At 73.6% G+C, this 16862-nt stretch carries 14 protein-coding genes; 13 read left to right on the top strand and 1 reads right to left on the bottom strand.

Annotation, left to right across the window (positions count from 1 at the left end; translation table 11 throughout):
• Nucleotides 1–37: 37 nt before the first annotated feature.
• Entirely contained in the window at nt 38–2071 is a 2034-nt protein-coding gene (locus B446_RS05995; protein WP_078614880.1) for an ATP-binding protein, read from the top strand.
• 63 nt (nt 2072–2134) lie between these two features.
• Here B446_RS05995 and B446_RS36035 read toward each other — a convergent pair whose 3' ends face one another.
• Nucleotides 2135–3646 (bottom strand): DUF4157 domain-containing protein, encoded by a 1512-nt coding sequence (locus B446_RS36035; RefSeq protein ID WP_234967460.1) that lies wholly within the window; start codon nt 3644–3646, stop codon nt 2135–2137.
• A gap of 293 nt (nt 3647–3939) precedes the next feature.
• Between B446_RS36035 and B446_RS05985 the strand changes: the two genes are divergently transcribed.
• The 12 genes from B446_RS05985 (at nt 3940) to B446_RS05935 (ending at nt 16221) form a co-directional block, all read left to right on the top strand.
• Nucleotides 3940–5502, top strand: coding sequence for a phage tail sheath family protein (locus tag B446_RS05985; protein WP_020938520.1), 1563 nt, complete (start codon nt 3940–3942; stop codon nt 5500–5502).
• Nucleotides 5503–5536: 34 nt separating this feature from the next.
• Complete coding sequence (locus B446_RS05980) at nt 5537–5977, top strand: phage tail protein (RefSeq protein WP_020938519.1); 441 nt, start codon at nt 5537–5539, stop codon at nt 5975–5977.
• Nucleotides 5974–6471, top strand: coding sequence for a zinc-ribbon domain-containing protein (locus B446_RS05975; protein WP_020938518.1), 498 nt, complete (start codon nt 5974–5976; stop codon nt 6469–6471). Before B446_RS05980 ends, B446_RS05975 begins: the two co-directional genes overlap by 4 nt.
• On the top strand, nt 6468–6626 hold the full coding sequence (locus tag B446_RS39585) for a DUF6760 family protein (protein WP_020938517.1): 159 nt from the start codon (nt 6468–6470) through the stop codon (nt 6624–6626). Before B446_RS05975 ends, B446_RS39585 begins: the two co-directional genes overlap by 4 nt.
• 916 nt (nt 6627–7542) lie before the next feature.
• Entirely contained in the window at nt 7543–9810 is a 2268-nt protein-coding gene (locus tag B446_RS05970; protein WP_148305726.1) for a hypothetical protein, read from the top strand.
• 39 nt (nt 9811–9849) lie between these two features.
• Nucleotides 9850–10275, top strand: coding sequence for a phage tail protein (locus B446_RS05965; RefSeq protein WP_020938515.1), 426 nt, complete (start codon nt 9850–9852; stop codon nt 10273–10275).
• 76 nt (nt 10276–10351) lie between these two features.
• Complete coding sequence (locus B446_RS05960) at nt 10352–11074, top strand: LysM peptidoglycan-binding domain-containing protein (RefSeq protein ID WP_020938514.1); 723 nt, start codon at nt 10352–10354, stop codon at nt 11072–11074.
• Nucleotides 11071–12924, top strand: a complete 1854-nt coding sequence (locus tag B446_RS05955) for a VgrG-related protein (RefSeq protein WP_020938513.1) — start codon at nt 11071–11073, stop codon at nt 12922–12924. Before B446_RS05960 ends, B446_RS05955 begins: the two co-directional genes overlap by 4 nt.
• 33 nt (nt 12925–12957) lie before the next feature.
• The gene (locus tag B446_RS05950) at nt 12958–13275 is read left to right on the top strand and encodes a PAAR domain-containing protein (protein ID WP_020938512.1); all 318 of its coding nucleotides are present in this window, start codon (nt 12958–12960) and stop codon (nt 13273–13275) included.
• Nucleotides 13275–13697, top strand: coding sequence for a GPW/gp25 family protein (locus B446_RS05945; protein ID WP_020938511.1), 423 nt, complete (start codon nt 13275–13277; stop codon nt 13695–13697). Before B446_RS05950 ends, B446_RS05945 begins: the two co-directional genes overlap by 1 nt.
• Nucleotides 13697–15661 (top strand): putative baseplate assembly protein, encoded by a 1965-nt coding sequence (locus B446_RS05940; protein ID WP_020938510.1) that lies wholly within the window; start codon nt 13697–13699, stop codon nt 15659–15661. Before B446_RS05945 ends, B446_RS05940 begins: the two co-directional genes overlap by 1 nt.
• Entirely contained in the window at nt 15658–16221 is a 564-nt protein-coding gene (locus B446_RS05935) for a phage tail protein (RefSeq protein ID WP_020938509.1), read from the top strand. The genes B446_RS05940 and B446_RS05935 overlap by 4 nt, the downstream gene beginning before the upstream one ends.
• Nucleotides 16222–16862 lie beyond the last annotated feature (641 nt).

Raw genomic sequence — 16862 nt, 5'->3', positions numbered from 1 at the left:
GGTCACTGAAGTGGAGCACCTGTGGGTGCGGCTCCGCATGGTCGAGGAACGGGTGCGGCACGCGGTGGCCGTCCGGCGCGCCGCCGATCCCGATCCCGACGACCCCTACCGTGGCCAGTACCTCACTCCCGAGGCAGTCGCCCGCGTCCTGGACGAACCGGGCGGCCTCGACGTACCCGCTCACGAACCCCCGCATCCCCCGGCCGGCTCCGTCCTCGGCGGTCTCGCCGTGCGGTTCGGCCTGTCCTCGCTGGATCTGGACCTGCTGCTCGTCGCGGTGGCGCCCGACCTGGACGCACGGTTCGAACGGCTCTACGGCTACCTCAACGACGACCTGACGCGTCGTCGGCCCACGGTCGGGCTCGCCCTGGAGCTGTGCGGGCTCGCGGGGGCGGCGTCCGCGCGCTTCCGGCTGGCTCCCGGAGCGGCGCTGGTCGCGAGTGGTCTGGTGGAGGTCACCGAGCCCGAACGGCCTCCGCTGTCCCGAGTGTTGGTGGTTCCCGACCGGGTCACCGGACACCTCCTGGGGAGCGCGCAGCCCGATGCCCGGCTCGCCGGGGTGCTCGGCGAGGTCCGCGAGGACCCGACCGCCGAGGCGGCGGACGTCCACCGGGCCGCGGCCGCGGCCGGCACCGGCCTCGTCCAACTGCGCAGCCGGGGCGGCGACGCCGAGGGGCTGGCCGTAGCAGCCCTGCACGCGGCCGGGCTGCGCCCGCTCGTCCTGGACGCAGCGGCACTCGCCCGGCGCCCCGGCGACGTACCGGCGCTCGCCCGCGTGGCCGCGCTCGAAGCCCGCCTGACGGGTGCCGGGGTCGTCCTCGGCCCCCTGGAAGCACTGCCCGGGGAACCCGCCGAACGGGCCCGCACGCTGGGGGCGTTGTGTTCGCCGCTGCGCGGGATTCCCCTGCTCACGCACGGCACCCTCGGCTGGGACCCGCTGTGGGCTGCCGACACCCCCGTGGTCCTGACCGTGCCGGCGCCCACTCCCGAGCGGCAGGCCGCGCGTTGGCGGCACGCCCTCGACCGGGCCGCCGGTGACAGCCCTGGCCATGGCTTCGGCAACGGCTCCGGGCCCGGCGACGCCGATGAGCTCGCCCGCGCGGTCGCCGCGCACCGTCTGGATTCCGGGCAGTTGCGCCGCGCCGCCGACGTGGCGGTCCGCACGGCCACCCTCGCGGGCCGCCCGGTCCTCCCCGACGACCTGCGCACCGCCGTACGGGCCCAGAACGGCGCCGGGCTCGACCGGCTCGCCCGCCGCGTGGAGCCGGGAGTCGGCTGGGACGACCTCGTGCTGCCCCCGACCACTCACCGGCGGCTGCGCGAACTCGCGCTGCGCGCCCGCCATCGCGAGCAGGTGCTCGGGCAGTGGGGGATGCGGCCCGGCGGCGGCCGCGGGCGCGGCGTGATCGCGCTGTTCGCCGGCGAGTCGGGCACCGGCAAGACCATGTCCGCCGAGGTCGTCGCGGCGGACCTGGGCATGGACCTGTACGTGGTGGACCTGTCCACGGTCGTCGACAAGTACGTGGGGGAGACCGAGAAGAACCTGGAGCGGATCTTCACCGAGGCGTCCGCGGTCAACGCGGTGCTGCTCTTCGACGAGGCCGACGCGATCTTCGGCAAGCGCTCCGAGGTGAAGGGCGCGCACGACCGGCACGCCAACATCGAGTCGGCGTACCTGCTGCAGCGCATGGAGTCGTTCGACGGGATCGCGGTGCTGACCACCAACCTGCGAGCCAACCTGGACGAGGCCTTCACCCGCCGCCTGGACGTGGTGGCGGACTTCCCGGTGCCCGACGCCGGCCAGCGCCTCGCCCTGTGGGAACGGTGCCTGGGCGACCGGCTGCCCCGGGCCGAGGACCTGGACCTCGCCTTCTGCGCGGACCGCTTCGAACTGGCCGGCGGCTCCATCCGGGCCTGCGCGGTGACCGCGGCCTACCTCGCTGCGGAGTCCGGCAGCCCGCTCAGAATGCGGCAGCTGGTGAGGGCCGTCGCGCAGGAGTACCGCAAGCTGGGACGGCTGGTCCTGGAGGGCGAGTTCGGGCCTTACCTGGCGGACGCCCTCGACGCCTGAGACGCGGGCGGCGGGGCCCGAAGAAGGCGGAACCGTCTCCCCCCGGTCTCGACACGGAAGACCTCAGTCGGAGGCCTTCTTCCACTTGGCGCCCACTTTCTCCCACCGTTCGAGGGCGGGCGGGGAGAGTATCGCGCCTCCGTACTCCTTTTCGTGAAGGCGCTGCGCCTCCCTCAGCTTGTCCGCAACGGCCCCCCAGTCGACGGCGGGCGCGTTCGCCAAGCTCAGTGCGTCCTTCAACTCGCTCGACCGTGGCGTCATCGCGCCCTCAGGCGTGTAGTTGAAGTCGCTTCCGGACCCCGGGTCGCCTGTCCTCGTGTCACTCGCCGGTCCCATTTCCAGGTTGGCCGGCATGTTGTGCAGGGCTTTTTTGTTCCCCGCGGTCGAGCCGAGTACCGCCCGTACCTCGTCCAGGAACTCGAACAGCGGTTTCGCGTTCGCCCTGTCCCTCTCGGCCGAGGCGAGTACAGCGTCCAACTCGCTACGGGAGATCTTGTGATGGAGGGTCGTCCTGTCGCCCCAGATCGGATGGTCCGCCCGCATGTCCGCATGTGCCGAAGTGACCGCGCTCGCCGCCCAGTCACTGCTGCCGCCGCCCGTACCCGCGAAGCCGGACGCGTGTTTCGCGGTTTCGATCTCCGCGAGAAGAGCGTCCAGCATCGACTCGTCATTCTTTACTTCGTCGAGCGTGAAAAGATCCCCTCCGGGTTCGATTCCGATCTGTTCGAGGATGTACTCCTTCTCGTTCTGCTTCTTTGCCTTGAATTCTTCGCTGCGTCCCTCGAAGTACTCCATTATTTCCTCGAACACGGTCTTCGAGGAAGTGGCCGCTGCGGCGGGTGGGTTGTCCCCCGCCGGCTTTTTCGACTGCTTCTTCTTGGGGGGCATGCGCTGCACCTCGGCCGACGCCTCGGTCGTCCGGTGCACGGCGTCGGTGGTGTGGTCCTCGGAGCGCTGGACGTCCGCTCCGCCCCGCATCACCTGCTCGGCCTTGCGTTCGGCCGACCTTTCGAACCGGTCGGAGGGGTCGCTGATGCTCAGGCCGCTGCCGTCGTCGGTACCGGCCACGGCTCCTGCACGCTGCTGGCGGACGTGCTCCAGTTCGTGCGCGAGGGTCTTCTTGTCGATCGCGCCGCGCAACACGATGTGACGGGTGCCGGTGGTGTACGCCTCGGCGCCGACCGCCTCGGCGGAACGCCGGGCAGCGGCGCCGGTGTGGACCGCGACGTCGGAGAAGTCCTCGCCCGAGAAGCGGGCTTCCATCTCCCGCTGCAGCGAGGCGGGCAGTCGGCTGCCGGCGGACCGCACCACGGAGTTCACCGCGTCGGCGGCGCCTGGCTGCGCCGCGGCTTCCCGGAGGTGTCCCGCGCCGTGCTGATGCGCCGAGTGAGCGTCCTCGTGCACCCCGGCGTGCTCCTGGGCGGGCGCGCGTCGGGCGCGGCGGGCGATCATGCCGGTCACCGCGGCGTTGCCCGCGCCGCCCTGCGCCGCCCGCAGCACGTCGGCGGTGAGCGGGGGCGGGACGGCGGCGCCGGCCGAGGACGTCTCCCGTCGGGCGGCGGCTACGCCGCGCACCGGCTGCTCGGCCTCGGTCTCCCCGGTACGCCGTCCGGACCTCTGCATCTGCTGCCTCCTCGTCGGCGCGCTTCTGCTGCAGCCCCCAGTCGACAGCACGAGCCGACCGGGCGTCCAGGTCCGCACGGGCAGTGCGAGGGCAAAGGCGGGTGATGTCCGGACGGTCCGTGCGGGAGGTACGGAAAGGCAGCGGGCCTGCCCCCGACCAGGTCCCCGGGTCCCTGCCGCCCGCCGCACCCGCCCCGCAGACTCGGCCTGGACACAGGTGCCCGCAAGGACGTGAAGGAGCAAGCATGCCGACGTACCTCACCCCGGGTGTGTACGTGGAGGAGGTGCAGTCCGGTGCCCGACCGATCGAAGGGGTCGGCACCGCCGTCGCCGCGTTCGTCGGGTTCGCCGAGCGCGGCCCCTTCCACGCGCCGACGCTGGTCACCAGCTGGGACCAGTACTCCCAGACGTTCGGTGGTTTCACCGAGGGCACCTACCTCGCCCACGCGGTCTACGGCTACTTCGCCAACGGCGGCGGCGCCGCGTACGTGGTGCGCATCGGCGGCTCCGCCGAGGACGCCTCCGCCCCGTCCGCGGCCAGCGGCCAACGGCGTCAGGGCATCAAGGCCGTGGAGTCGGTGGAGCTCGGCGGCTTCCTGGTCGCGGCCAAGCCGGGCGTCTCCGGTGTGTCGGTGGAGATCGCCGACGCGGACGGTGAGAACCCGCCGGAGGACCGCTTCAAGGTGCTGGTCCGCCAGGGCGACCAAGTGGCGGAGACCTACGAGGCCTCCACCCGCAAGAACGTCAGGGGGTACCTGGTCAACCAGGCCCGCGCCTCCAAGCTGATCGAGGTCACCGAGCAGCGGGGCACCGCCCAGAGCAAGCCCGCCGCCCAGACCGTGGCCCTCCCCGACGCCCCGGACGGGGTCGCCGCGAACGGCTCCGGCGAGGTGGTCCGCCTCGACCCCGCCGAGTACGTCGGCGACGCCGCGGCCCGCACCGGGTTCGCCGGCCTGGAGACCATCGACGAGATCACCATGGTCGCCGTGCCGGACCTGATGAGCGCCCACCAGCGCGGCGACATCGACGCCGAGGGCGTACGCACCGTGCAGCTCGCCGTCATCTCGCACTGCGAGCAGATGGGCGACCGGGTGGCCGTCCTGGACACCCCGCCCGGGCTCTCCGCCCAGCAGGTGCGCACCTGGCGCAACGACGAGGCGGGCTACGACTCCCGCTACGCCAGCCTCTACTACCCGTGGGTGCGGGTCTTCGACCCGGTCGCCGGGCACAACACCACCGTCCCGCCGAGCGGTCACATCGCCGGTGTCTGGGCCCGCAGCGACGCCGAACGCGGCGTGCACAAGGCGCCCGCCAACGAGGTGATCCGCGGCGCGGTGGACCTGGAGGTCCGGCTCAGCAAGGGCGAGCAGGACCTGCTGAACCCGATCGGCGTGAACTGCGTACGGGCCTTCCCCGGCCGGGGCATCCGGATCTGGGGTGCCCGCACCCTCTCCTCCGACCCGGCCTGGCGCTACCTGAACGTGCGCCGCCTGTTCAACTACCTGGAGGAATCCATCCTCCTGGGCACCCAGTGGGTGGTCTTCGAGCCGAACGACGACCGGCTGTGGTCCAGCATCCGGCGCAATGTCACCGCGTTCCTCACCGAGGAGTGGCGCCGGGGAGCCCTGTTCGGCCGTACCGCCGAAGAGGCGTTCTACGTGAAGTGCGACCGCGACAACAACCCGCAGGAATCCATCGACCAGGGCCGCGTCGTGTGTGAGATCGGCGTCTCGCCGGTCAAGCCCGCCGAGTTCGTGGTGTTCCGGCTGGCCCAGTTCTCCGACAGCACCAGCCTCATCGACGAGTGACCTGCGGGTCAGCAAGGAAAGGTGACAGACAGTCATGGCAACGGGCGATGCTCTTTCCACCCACGTCTTCGGCGTGCAGCTCGGTGGCTACCTGGTCGAGTCGATCCAGGAGATCAGCGGGCTGACCGTCGAGGAGGAGGTCGTCGAGGTCAAGCAGGTCAGCGCCGAGGGCAAGCAGATCATCCGCAAGCAGCCCGGAGCGCGGCAGGCCGGCGAGATCACGATCACCCGGGGACTCGACCAGAGCAGCGAGTTCACCAAGTGGATCAAGGAGACCCTGAACAACGGGGCCGTCAACACCGCGCGGCAGAACCTCACCATCGAGATCAAGGACACCGAGGGCAACACGGTCCGCCGCATCCAGCTGATGCAGGGCTGGGCCTCCAAGTGGGAGGGCCCGTCGCTGAAGGCGGGCGAGTCCGCCCCGGCCACCGAGTCCGTCACGATCACGTTCGAGGAGATCGTCGTCGAATGAGGCGCCGTACGGTCACGGCGGGCAACCTGGAGGAGATCCTCCAGGCGACGGCGCCCGCCCAGACATCGGAGCAGCAGGCGGCGGCCACCCCGGCCGCCGCCCCGCCGCGCCGGGAGGACCACGGGCTGCGCACGGAGTTCGAGTTCGAGCTGCCGCGCGGGTACGTGGACGACGACGGCACGGTGCACCGGCACGGCTCGATGCGCCTGGCCACCGCCCGGGACGAACTGCGGCCCCAGATCGACCTGCGGGTCAAGGAGAACCCGGCGTACCTGAGCGTGGTGCTGCTGAGCCAGGTGATCACCCGGATCGGCTCGATCACGGACGTGCACGCCGGGGTCGTGGAGCGGATGTACGCCACCGACGTCGCGTTCCTCCAGGACTTCTACCGCCGGGTCAACAGCGAGGGCCACACCCGCGCCGCGGTGACCTGCCCGCACTGCGAGGGCGGCTTCGAGGTCGACCTCTCGGGTGGGCGCCTGGGGGAATCGTGACGTACGCCCTTCCCCGGCTCCGGGAGGAGATCGCGTACATCGCCTACCACTTCCACTGGCAGCGCGAGGAGATCCTCGACCTGACCCACGACGAGCGCCGGCAGTGGGTCGCCGAGATCGCCCGCATCAACACCCGCGTGAACGAAGGCGGTTGAACGCATGGCATGGCGGGACAGACTGCGCCGCCGGGCCGCCGCGCCGGACACCGCACGCCGTCCGGGTGCGGACCGCTCCGGCGCCGCGGGGAGCGGTCCGGCCGGCGACGGCCCGGACCGGGGCACAGCCGGCGACGGTACTGACCGCGGCGAGCCCGGCGGCCGGGGTTCCTCCGTGCCCGGCGACTGGGACGGCGGCTGGCGTCGCACCGCGCCGCCGCAGCTCACCGTGGCCCGCTCCCCGCTCGGGGTGAGCGACGGGCTCGCCTTCCGTGCGGGCCTCGCCTCCTGGCAGAACCCGTCGTTCGACTCGGGTCTCGGCCACGCGGTGCTGTCCGCCGCCCCGACCGGTCTGGTGCGCGGCGTCGCCCGTCCTGCCACCCCGCAGGCCACCCGGGCCGGCGGGGGCCCACTGCTGCTCCGGGCGCTGCGCCCGGAGGGGGCGGGTGACGAGGCGGACGGTGCGTCGGATGCCGGGAGTCCGGCATCCGTCGCCGTACGCTCTCCTCGGAGCGGTACGGGAGCGGCGGACGGTCGACCCGGGCGAAAGCCCGCGGTGGCGCGCTCTGGGGGCGACAGCTCTGCGACGAAGAGAAGTTCGGGCGACTCCCCCCAGACCCGCGGCCTTGCGTCCGCCGAATCCCCCGCCGCGCTCTCCCCGTCCTCGCCGCCGGTCCAGCGTGCCGCGCTGCCGGGTGCCGATCCGGTCGTGCCCCCCGCCGACCCGGACCACCGGACGACGGCCGCTCCGGCGATTCCTCTGGTACGGCGTGTGTCGGTGCTCCCGGGCACGGCCGCGGACGGTGGAGCGTCCCGGCCCGTGTCGCGGGCGCCGTCCGGTTCCGGGGGCCGTACGCCTTCCGGCCCGGCCGTCCGGGCCGTCCCGGTGGCACCTTCCCTGACTGTCGCCCGGCGCATGTCCGGACCGGTACGCCGCGTCACCGCGCTGCGGCCCGCCGCCACTCCGGCACCCGGCAACGCCACCACCGCCGCCGTACAGCGCGCCGCCACGAGCGAGCCGAGCCGCGCGCCTCTCGGCGCCCCGTCGCGCGAACTGCCCGACTCCGTTGCGCCGTTGACGGAGGACGCTCCGGCGCCGCACACCGCGTCCGGCCCGGCGTTGCCTGTCGTCCAGCGTCAGGCGGAGGGCCCGGACGTGGCCGGTGCGCAAGGGGCGGAGCCGGCTGCCTCCGGCGGCACCCGGGTGCGCGGTGGTCTGGGCGCTCCGCTGTCCGCGCTGCCGCCGAGTGCCGAGCTGCCCGGCGCCACCGCCCCCGGTTCAGGCACCTCGCCCGGTCCGACGCTGCCTGTCGTCCAGCGCCAGGCGGACGAGATGGCCGACACGCCGCGCCTGCACGACAGCGGCGCGCAGAATGCCCCGGACGGCGCCCGCGTGCGTGGCGGCCTGGGCGCTCCGCTGTCCGCGCTGCCGCCGAGTGCCGAGCTGCCCGGCGCCACCGCCCCCGGTTCGGGCACCTCGCCCGGTCCGACGCTGCCTGTCGTCCAGCGCCAGGCGGACGAGATGGCCGACACGCCGCGCCTGCACGACAGCGGCGCGCAGAATGCCCCGGACGGCGCCCGCGTGCGTGGCGGCCTGGGCGCTCCGCTGTCCGCCCTGCCGCCCAGCGCCGAGCTGCCCGGCGCCACCGCCCCCACTTCAAGCACCGTCCCCGGCGCGGCGATGCCTGTCGTCCAGCGCCAGGCGGACGACACGGCCGGCACCTCGCGCCCGCACGAATACGGCGGCGGCGCCCAGGGAACGGCCCACCGCGCCCCCAACGGCGCCCGGGTGCGCGGCGGCCTGGGCGCTCCGCTGTCCGCGCTGCCGCCCAGCGCTGATGTGCCCGGCGCCACCGCGTCCCGCGCTCCCGCCGTCCAGCGTGCTCCGGCACAGGGCGGCAAATCCCACACAACTCCGTTGCCGTCTGCGACTGTTGGCGACCGAACGCCCGCCACCGCCGGAGCGGAGGCGCCGCTGCTGGGGGCGGGCGACGTGGTCCAGCGCCGTTCCGCGGACGACTCCTCTGCCGGGGGCGCCGCGTCGCCGGGGGGCGCGGGCCACGGGAGCGGGCACGCAACGCCGTTGGTGATGCCGTCCGCAGCGGCACCCGCGGCTGCCGTAACCCCGGAAAGCCCGGCAGGAGACGTACGACTGCCCGGTACGAGGTCCGGCGGTCCGGCCTCGTCCGGCGGGCAGCGGCCCCGGGGCCCTGGTTCGCCGAGCCCGGTCGTCGTCGCCCGAGCCGTAGCCGGGGCGACCGGAGGCGCTCAGCCGCACAGTGCGCCCCCGCTCACCGTCACCCGCCCCGGAGCGCCCTCCGGCCCGGCGGCACCCCGCACGCTCCAACTGCTCCCCGACCGGCCGCTCACCCTGAGCACCCGGGCCACTGAAGGCGCGGCACCGCCCGTCGCCGCCCGCTCCGGCGGCCGTCCCGTGGTGGCGGCGCGCTGGCCGGGCGTACCGGCTGCCCCGCAGGCCGACCCCGGGCGTCCGACGCCAGGGCCGTCCCCGGTCGCCCCGGCGACCCCTCAGGTCCGGCGGGCCGTGGCCGCGCCGCCCGCCGGACGGGAGAACCCGGGCGTACGAGGCGCCGACTCGGCAGGTCCGGCAGGTTCCCCCAGCCCCGTCCAGCGTGTCCCGGTCGTCCGGCCCGCACCGCCGGGTCCGGGGCCGGTCGGCCCGGCCCCCGCCGTCCCGGCCCGATCCCTGCCGGTCACCGCCCCGCAGGCGCCGCAGCTCGCTGACCGCCCGGCGAACGCCCCGGCATCGGCTCAGCCCGTCCCCGTGGTCCTTCCGGTGACCGGCGGGAGCGGCGGGACGGCGACCCCCGTCCAGCGCGACATCACCGACACCACCGGCGCAGGCCTGCTCATGGGCGCGACGACGAAGGCGGAGCGGGACCGGGCCCGCGGAGGTTCGCGACCGGCCGCCACGCCGTCCGCCGCCGGCCTGCTCATGGGCGACACGGCGAAAAAAGCCCCGGCGCACGGCCGTTCGCGCTCGTCCTCCACCTCGTCCGCCTCCGGCAAGAACGCGGAGCAGCGCGCCGAGGCACCGAAGGACCCCGGTCTCGACCTGGACGACCTCGCGCGGCGCCTGCTCGACCCGATGGCCCGGCTGCTCCGCACCGAGCTGCGGCGCGGCCGGGAACGCACGGGCCGCCCCTACGACGGACGCCGCTGAGGGCGTGGAACGTGAGCGCACGGAACGGATGACCGACGCATGACCGACAACATCTTCGCCACGAGCGTGTTCTTCAAGCTCGCCATCGGCGGCAACGACCTGGGCGCCTTCCACACCTGCTCCGGCATGGGCGCCGAGGTCGAGATGGAGAGCTACGCGGAGGGCGGCAACAACGGGTTCACCTGGCACCTGCCCGGCCGCGTGACCTGGTCGAACATCACGCTGAGCCGGCCGGTCACGGCCGATACGGCGAAGATCGCCCGCTGGCTCGACGAGACGCTGAAGCGGGTGACGCCCAAGGACGGCGAGATCGTGGCGCTGAAGCCGGACCTGACCCGGATCATCAGCTGGCAGGTGTCCGGGATCGTCCCGGTGCGCTGGCAGGGCCCCTCCTTCGACCCCGCCAACTCCGAGGCGGCGGTGGAGACCCTGGAGATCGCCCACCAGGGGCTGCGCCCGTCCTGACCCGCCGGCACGCACCGCTCCCACCCGCCCCCGCCCCTGAGACTTACCCCTACGCCCCCGGACAGGAGGTCCCGACATGTGTGCAGCGCTCCGCTCCAGTCGGACCAGGGCCCAGCTGACCCTGAAGGAGCCACCGACCTCCGTCGGCGCGAAGCCCGGTGGGACGATCACGCAGCTCAACCTCCAGTTCAACCCCTCCACGCTGCAGTTGAGCAAGACCACCGAGTGGCGACGCACCCCGTCCCGGATGGCGGGGGAGTCCGCGCTGCCCGAGTTCGTCGGCAGCGGCCCGCGCACGCTGAGCCTTGAGGTGTTCCTGGACGCCACCGCCACCCACGACAACTCCGTGGAGAAGGCGGTGGAGAAGCTGATGAAGGGGTGCGTGCCGACCAAGGCCAGCCTGGGCCGCAAGAAACCGGCCAGCCCCTGGGTGCGGTTCGAATGGGGGACCGCCCGGACGACCTCCTTCGACGGGGTGCTCTCCAGCCTGTCGGTGTCGTACACGCTGTTCGACGTGGACGGAAAGCCGCTGCGGGCCACCTGCTCGCTGTCCATCGAGGAGGCGAGTGTCGATCCGCCGGGCCAGAACCCGACGTCCGGCGCGCGCACCGCCCGCAGCACGCACATCGTCGTGGCGGGCGACAGCCTGGCCCTGCTGGCCTGGCGGGAGTACGGCGACGCGACGGCCTGGCGGGCCATCGCGGAGGCGAACGACATCGACGACCCCATGGCGCTCGAACCCGGCACCGAACTGGTGGTGCCGGGGCTCAGCGACGCGGGCGCTGAGGAGGAGCGGTGACCACACCCGAGGCACGGGGCGGCCGGTCGTTCGCGGCGGACCCCGTCGTGGAGACACCCGGCGAACTTCCGCCGATCTGGGCCGCCCAGCTGGTGAGCTGCGTGGTCGACGAGAACGTGGGCCTGCCCGACGCGGCGGTGCTCACCTTCCGCGACCCCGACCACGAGTTCCTGCAGTCGACCGGCATCACCCTCGGCACCCCGCTCAAGGTGTCGGTGGTCACCGTGTCCGGGCAGGCGCGCGAGCGGCTGTTCAACGGCGAGGTGACCGGCATGGAGGTCGACCGGGACAGCACCGGCTCGTTCACCGTGGTGCGCGCCTACTCCAAGGCGCACCGCCTGCAGCGGGGCCGCAAGGTGGTGGCGTACCGGAACATGACGGCGTCGGCGATCGTCCGCAAGGTCGCCGCCGGGGCCGGGCTGACCTGCGGGACCGTGGAGGCCGCGCCGGTCACCTACAAGCAGCTCTCGCAGGCGAACGTGTCCGACTGGGACTTCCTGCAGTTCCTGGCGGGCGAGAGCGGCGCGCAGGTGCGCGTCGACGACAAGGGCGTGCTGCAGTTCACCAAGCCCGAGAAGGCGTCCGGCGCGCCCGCGCCCTCGACCCCGGCCACGCGGAACCCGATGGTGCTGGAGTACGGGCGGAACCTGCTGGCGCTGCGGGCCTCCCTGTCGGCCGCGGACGGGGCCTCGCAGGTGGAGGTGCGCGGCTGGGACGTCACCACCAAGAAGCCACTGGTGGCCCGCAAGCCGTCGGTGAACAGCGACACGGTGGTGCCGGGGCTGAGCCCGGCCCTCGCCGCCCGGTTCGGCACGTCGTCCAAGCTGACCGTCACGGACACCCCGTACCGCACCCAGGCCGAGACGACCGCGGTCGCCGACGCCGTGGCCGATCAGGTCAGCGCGGGGTTCGGCGAGTTGGAGGTGCTGGCCGAGGGCAACCCCCGGCTGCGGGCGGGCAAGCCCGTGGCGCTCGGCAACGTCGGGCAGGCGTTCTCCGGCAAGTACACGGCGACGGCGGTGCAGCACGTCCTGGAGCCGCACGGCGGATACCGGACGACGGTGTGGGTCAGCGCCAGCCCGGACCGCTCCCTGACGGGCCTGGTGACCGGTGCCAACGCGCCGGGCCGCGGCCCGCGCATGCCGGGTCTGGCGATCGGCGTGGTGACGGACGTACGCGAGCAGGGCGGCGCTCAGAACGGCGGGGTGCGGCTGAAGTTCCCCTGGCTGGACGACACTTACGTCACCGACTGGGTGCGCACCGTGCAGTGGGGCGGCAAGGGCGGCGGGGGAGTGGTGAGCCCCGAGGTCAACGACGAGGTCCTGGTGGGCTTCGAACAGGGACTGCTGGACAGCCCGTACGTCATCGGCGGCCTCTACAACGGCGTGGACAAGCCGTCGCCGCACGACATCCCGCTGATCGACAAGACCACCGGGAAGGTCAACCGCCGCTCCATCGTGTCGCGTTCGGGGCACCGGGTCGAGTTGCTGGACGCGAGGGCTCCGGGCAGGTCGGGCGTCCGGCTCAGGTCCGCCGACGAGCGCCTCGAAGTGTTCCTCGACAACCGGCGCGACCGGATCGAGCTGACGGTGTACGCCGCGAAGGGCGGTACAAAACCCCTCTCCTCCGTCGTGCTCGACAAAAACGGCATCACCCTGGATGCACGACAGGGCGACGTGAGCGTGTCGGGCCGGAACGTGGACATCGACGGCAGGGTCGGAGTGAAGATCGGCGGCCGCACCGTGGACATCGACGGCAGCCAGTACGTGAACATCAAGGGCCGCACGGGCGTCACCGTCGACGGCGGTCTGCTCGGCGTCCTCAAGGCCAAGCTCATCCGGATCAACTGACCCCAGTCCCCTACCTGCCGCAAGGAGCACCGCATGCCAGCCGCAGCCCGTACCGGTGACCCCACCAACCACGGCGGTGTGATCGCCACCCCGCCGCCCGGCGCGGCCCTGAAGGTGGCGACCGTGCTGATCGGAGGCCGCCCCGCCGCGGTCGTGGGCAGCGTGCACACCTGCGCCATGCCCCCGCACCTGGCCCTGGGGCCGGGCAACGTGATCATGCCCAACCCGGCCGCTGTCACCGCGGGCACGGTCCTCATCGGCGGGCTGCCGGCCGCACGCGCACGCGACCAGACGTCGTGCGGCGCGCAGATCGTGACCGGCGCCATGAACGTCCTGATCGGGGGCGTGTGATGAGCGAGCGGTTCATCGGACGGGGCTGGGGCTTCCCGCTGCGGGTCGGGCCGACCGGCGGCATCGGCATGGTCGAGCGGGAACAGGAGATCGAGGAGGCGATCCGCCTCGTGCTCGGCACGGCACCCGGCGAACGCCCGATGCGCCCCGAGTTCGGCTGCGGCATCCACGACTACGTCTTCGCCCCCGGCGACGGCGCCACCGCCGGACGTATCGCGCAGCAGGTGCGCGAGGCCCTGGAGCGGTGGGAGCCGCGCATCGCGGTGGACGACGTGGTGGTCGCCTTCGACGCGATCGAGGACGGCACCCTCTACATCGACGTGCACTACACCCTGCGTTCCACCAACGACCGGCGCAACCTGGTCTTTCCCTTCTACACGATCCCCTCCGAGGAGGGGGCCGAGGAATTGGTCGCCGACTGATGGCCCTGCCCTCCCCCAACCTGGACGACCGCCGGTTCCAGCAACTCGTCGACGAGGCGAAGCGGTACGTGCAGCAGCGCGCCCCGGAGTGGACCGACCACAACGTCTCCGACCCGGGCGTCACCCTGATCGAGACGTTCGCCTATCTCGTGGACCAGCTGCTGTACCGGCTGAACCGGGTCCCGGACAAGAACTACACCGCGTTCCTCGACCTGCTGGACATCCGGCTGTTCCCGCCGGCCGCGGCCGCCGCCGACGTCGACTTCTGGCTGTCGGCGCCGCAGCCCGACACAGTGGTGCTGCCCGCGGGCACCGAGGTGACGACCGTGCGCGGCGAGAGCGACGAGCCCGTGGTGTTCGCGACCAAGGACGAACTGCACATCCTGCCGAGCGAGTTGACGCGTCTGGTGACCGCGTCCCGGACCGGCGAGCAGACCGACCGGACCAGGGAGATCAACGAGGGCAGCGACGTGCCCTGCTTCCAGGCGGCACCGGAGCCGGGCGACGCGCTGCTGTTCGGCCTGCCGACGGCGGTGCCGCGCTGCGTCGTCGCGGTGCACCTGGACAGCCGCGTCGAGGGCGTCGGCGTGGACCCGCGCCAGCCCCCGCTGGTGTGGGAGGCGTGGGACGGCGGCGGCTGGCGGGTGTGCGAGACCGGCGAGGACACCACCGGCGGCCTGAACCGGCCCGGCGAGGTCATCGTCCACGTACCGGCCGGACACACGGCGTCGGTGATCGGCGGCACCCGGGCCGGCTGGCTGCGCTGCCGCGTCACCGAGGCGGAACCGGGCCAGCCGTTCTACTCGGAGTCCCCGACGGTGCGCGAGGCGGCGGTGTTCACCGTGGGCGGCACCATGTCCGTCGAACACGCCGAGACCGTGACCGACGTGCCGCTCGGCACCTCGGAGGGGGTCGCAGGGCAGACGTTCCGGCTCGGCCGCCCGCCGGTCCTCCTCGACGGAGAGCCCCCCGTGGTGGAGGTGTCCTCGGCCGAGGGCTGGCAACGCTGGGAGGTCGTCGAGCACTTCGGCCGCTCCGGGCCCGACGACCGGCACGTCCGCGTGGACGCCACCAACGGCGAGTTCGGCTTCCCGCCGGTGCTGCGCGAGCCCGACGGCACGCTGCGGCAGTGCGGCGCCGTACCGCCCAAGGGCGCCCGGATCCGGGTGGCCCGCTACCGCACCGGTGGCGGGCCGGCGGGCAACGTCGCGCGCGGCGCGATCTCCGTGCTGCTCAGCTCCGTTCCGTACATCGCCCGGGTCACCAACCGGGAGGCGGCGCGCGGCGGCGTAGCCGGCGAGACCCTCGCCAACGCCAAGCTGCGGGCTCCGGACGCCCTGCGGATGCAGGAGCGCGCGGTGACCGCCGAGGACTACGAGGTCATCAGCCGCCAGGCGGCGCCCTCGGTGCGCCGGGTCCGCTGTCTGCCCGCCGCGGAGGGCGGCGCGGGTGCGGTACGGGTCCTTGTGGTGCCGGACGCGGTCGCCGACGAGGGCGACGACCGGCTCCGTTTCGAGCAGCTGATCCCCTCCGACCAGGTGCTCCGGGCGATCACCGCGAGCCTCGACGAGCGACGCCTGATCGGCACCCGCCTCGTCGTCGAGCCGCCGGTCTACCAGGGCGTCACCGTCGTGGCCCGGCTCGCGGCGGCACCGGGCGACACCGCCGGAGTGCGCGACGCGGCGCTCGCCGCACTGTTCCGCCACCTCAACCCGCTGCACGGCGGACCGGACGGCACCGGATGGCCGTTCGGGCGGCCGGTGCAGTACGGGGAGGTGTTCGGCGTGCTGCAACGCGCCACCGGCAACGCGCTGATCGAGGAGATCCGGCTGTTCCCCGCCGACCCGATCACCGGGCGGCGCGGCGCTCCGGTGGACCGCGTCGACGTGGCCGCGGGTGCGCTGGTCTTCTCCTACCAGCACCAGGTGGTCGTCACGGCCTTCGAGCCGGAGGCGGGGAGATGAGCCGGGCCGCCGTACCCGGCCTGCCGAGCCGTCACCCGATCGGCGGGCAACTGCCCGCCCTGTACGCCGACGACGACTTCGCGCAACGCTTCACCGCCGGCCTCGACACCGTCCTCGCCCCCGTGTTCGCGACCCTCGACAACCTGCCCGCCTACCTCGATCCCCGGGTCACCCCGACGGACTTCCTGGCCTGGCTGGCGTCCTGGGTGGGCGCCGACGACGACCCGCGGTGGCCCGTGGAACTGCGCCGCGAGGCGGTCGTCCGCGCGGTGGAGCTGCACCGGTGGCGCGGCACCAGGCGCGGCCTGGTCGAAGCCCTGCACCTCGCGCTCGGCGTGCACGCCGAGGTGACCGACGACGGCGGCGCGTGGTGGTCGCACACCGCCGGAGCCGACCTGCCGCCCGAGCCCCCCGGCGAACCCCTGGTCCGGGTGTGGCCGGACCGCGAGGCGCAGGTGGACGTGCACCGCGTCCGCGAGATCGTCCGGGCCATGTGCCCGGTGCACACCGTCTGCCGGGTGGAGGTCCTGCCCGGCCCACCCGCCGACGAAGGGAGGTGACGCCATGCGCGCATGTCCCGCCTGCGGGGCGTCCAACGGCCCCGGGGACGACTTCTGCGGCAACTGCGGCGCGTACCTGGGCTGGTCGGACGATCCGCCGGCCGCGAGCACGCCAACGGCCACGTCGCCGGAACCGCAGCGGTCGGAACCGCGACCGAGCGCATCCTCGCAGCCCCCGGCCGCCCTGGATCCCGCCCCGGCCCCCGCATCGCCTACGGCGGACGCGTCCCCGTCCGCCGCACCTCCCTGCACCTCGTCGTTGCGCAGCCGGCTGACCGGCCGGACCCGGAGCGAGGCCGGCGGGCCGAGCACGACGCAGGGCCCTGCCTCACCTTCCGGGGCCGACGAGCGTCCGGGCGCCCGGCCCGGCCAGGACGACACGACGAGCCCTCCGCCCCAGTCCGGACCCGCCGACGCCCGCACCGAGCCCTCCATCCCCGAACACCGCCCGGCGAGCGGCGACGAGGAGACCCCCGGGACCGCCGAGACCCCCCGCACCGACGAAGCCCGAGCAGCTCGCCCCACCACGCCACCCGCGCCGACGACGCCCGCGCCCACGGTGGCACCCGTGTCCGCCCGCTCAGGAACGGCCGACGGGTCCGCAAGCGCCGTACCCCCTACGGGAGATGAGCCCGCTCCCG

Origin of the sequence: Streptomyces collinus Tu 365 (assembly GCF_000444875.1) — a bacterium.
In the GTDB taxonomy this organism is placed as follows: Bacteria; Actinomycetota; Actinomycetes; order Streptomycetales; family Streptomycetaceae; genus Streptomyces; species Streptomyces collinus_A.
Note: the sequence above shows the minus strand (reverse complement) of the source record. Positions and strands in the feature narration are given on the sequence as shown.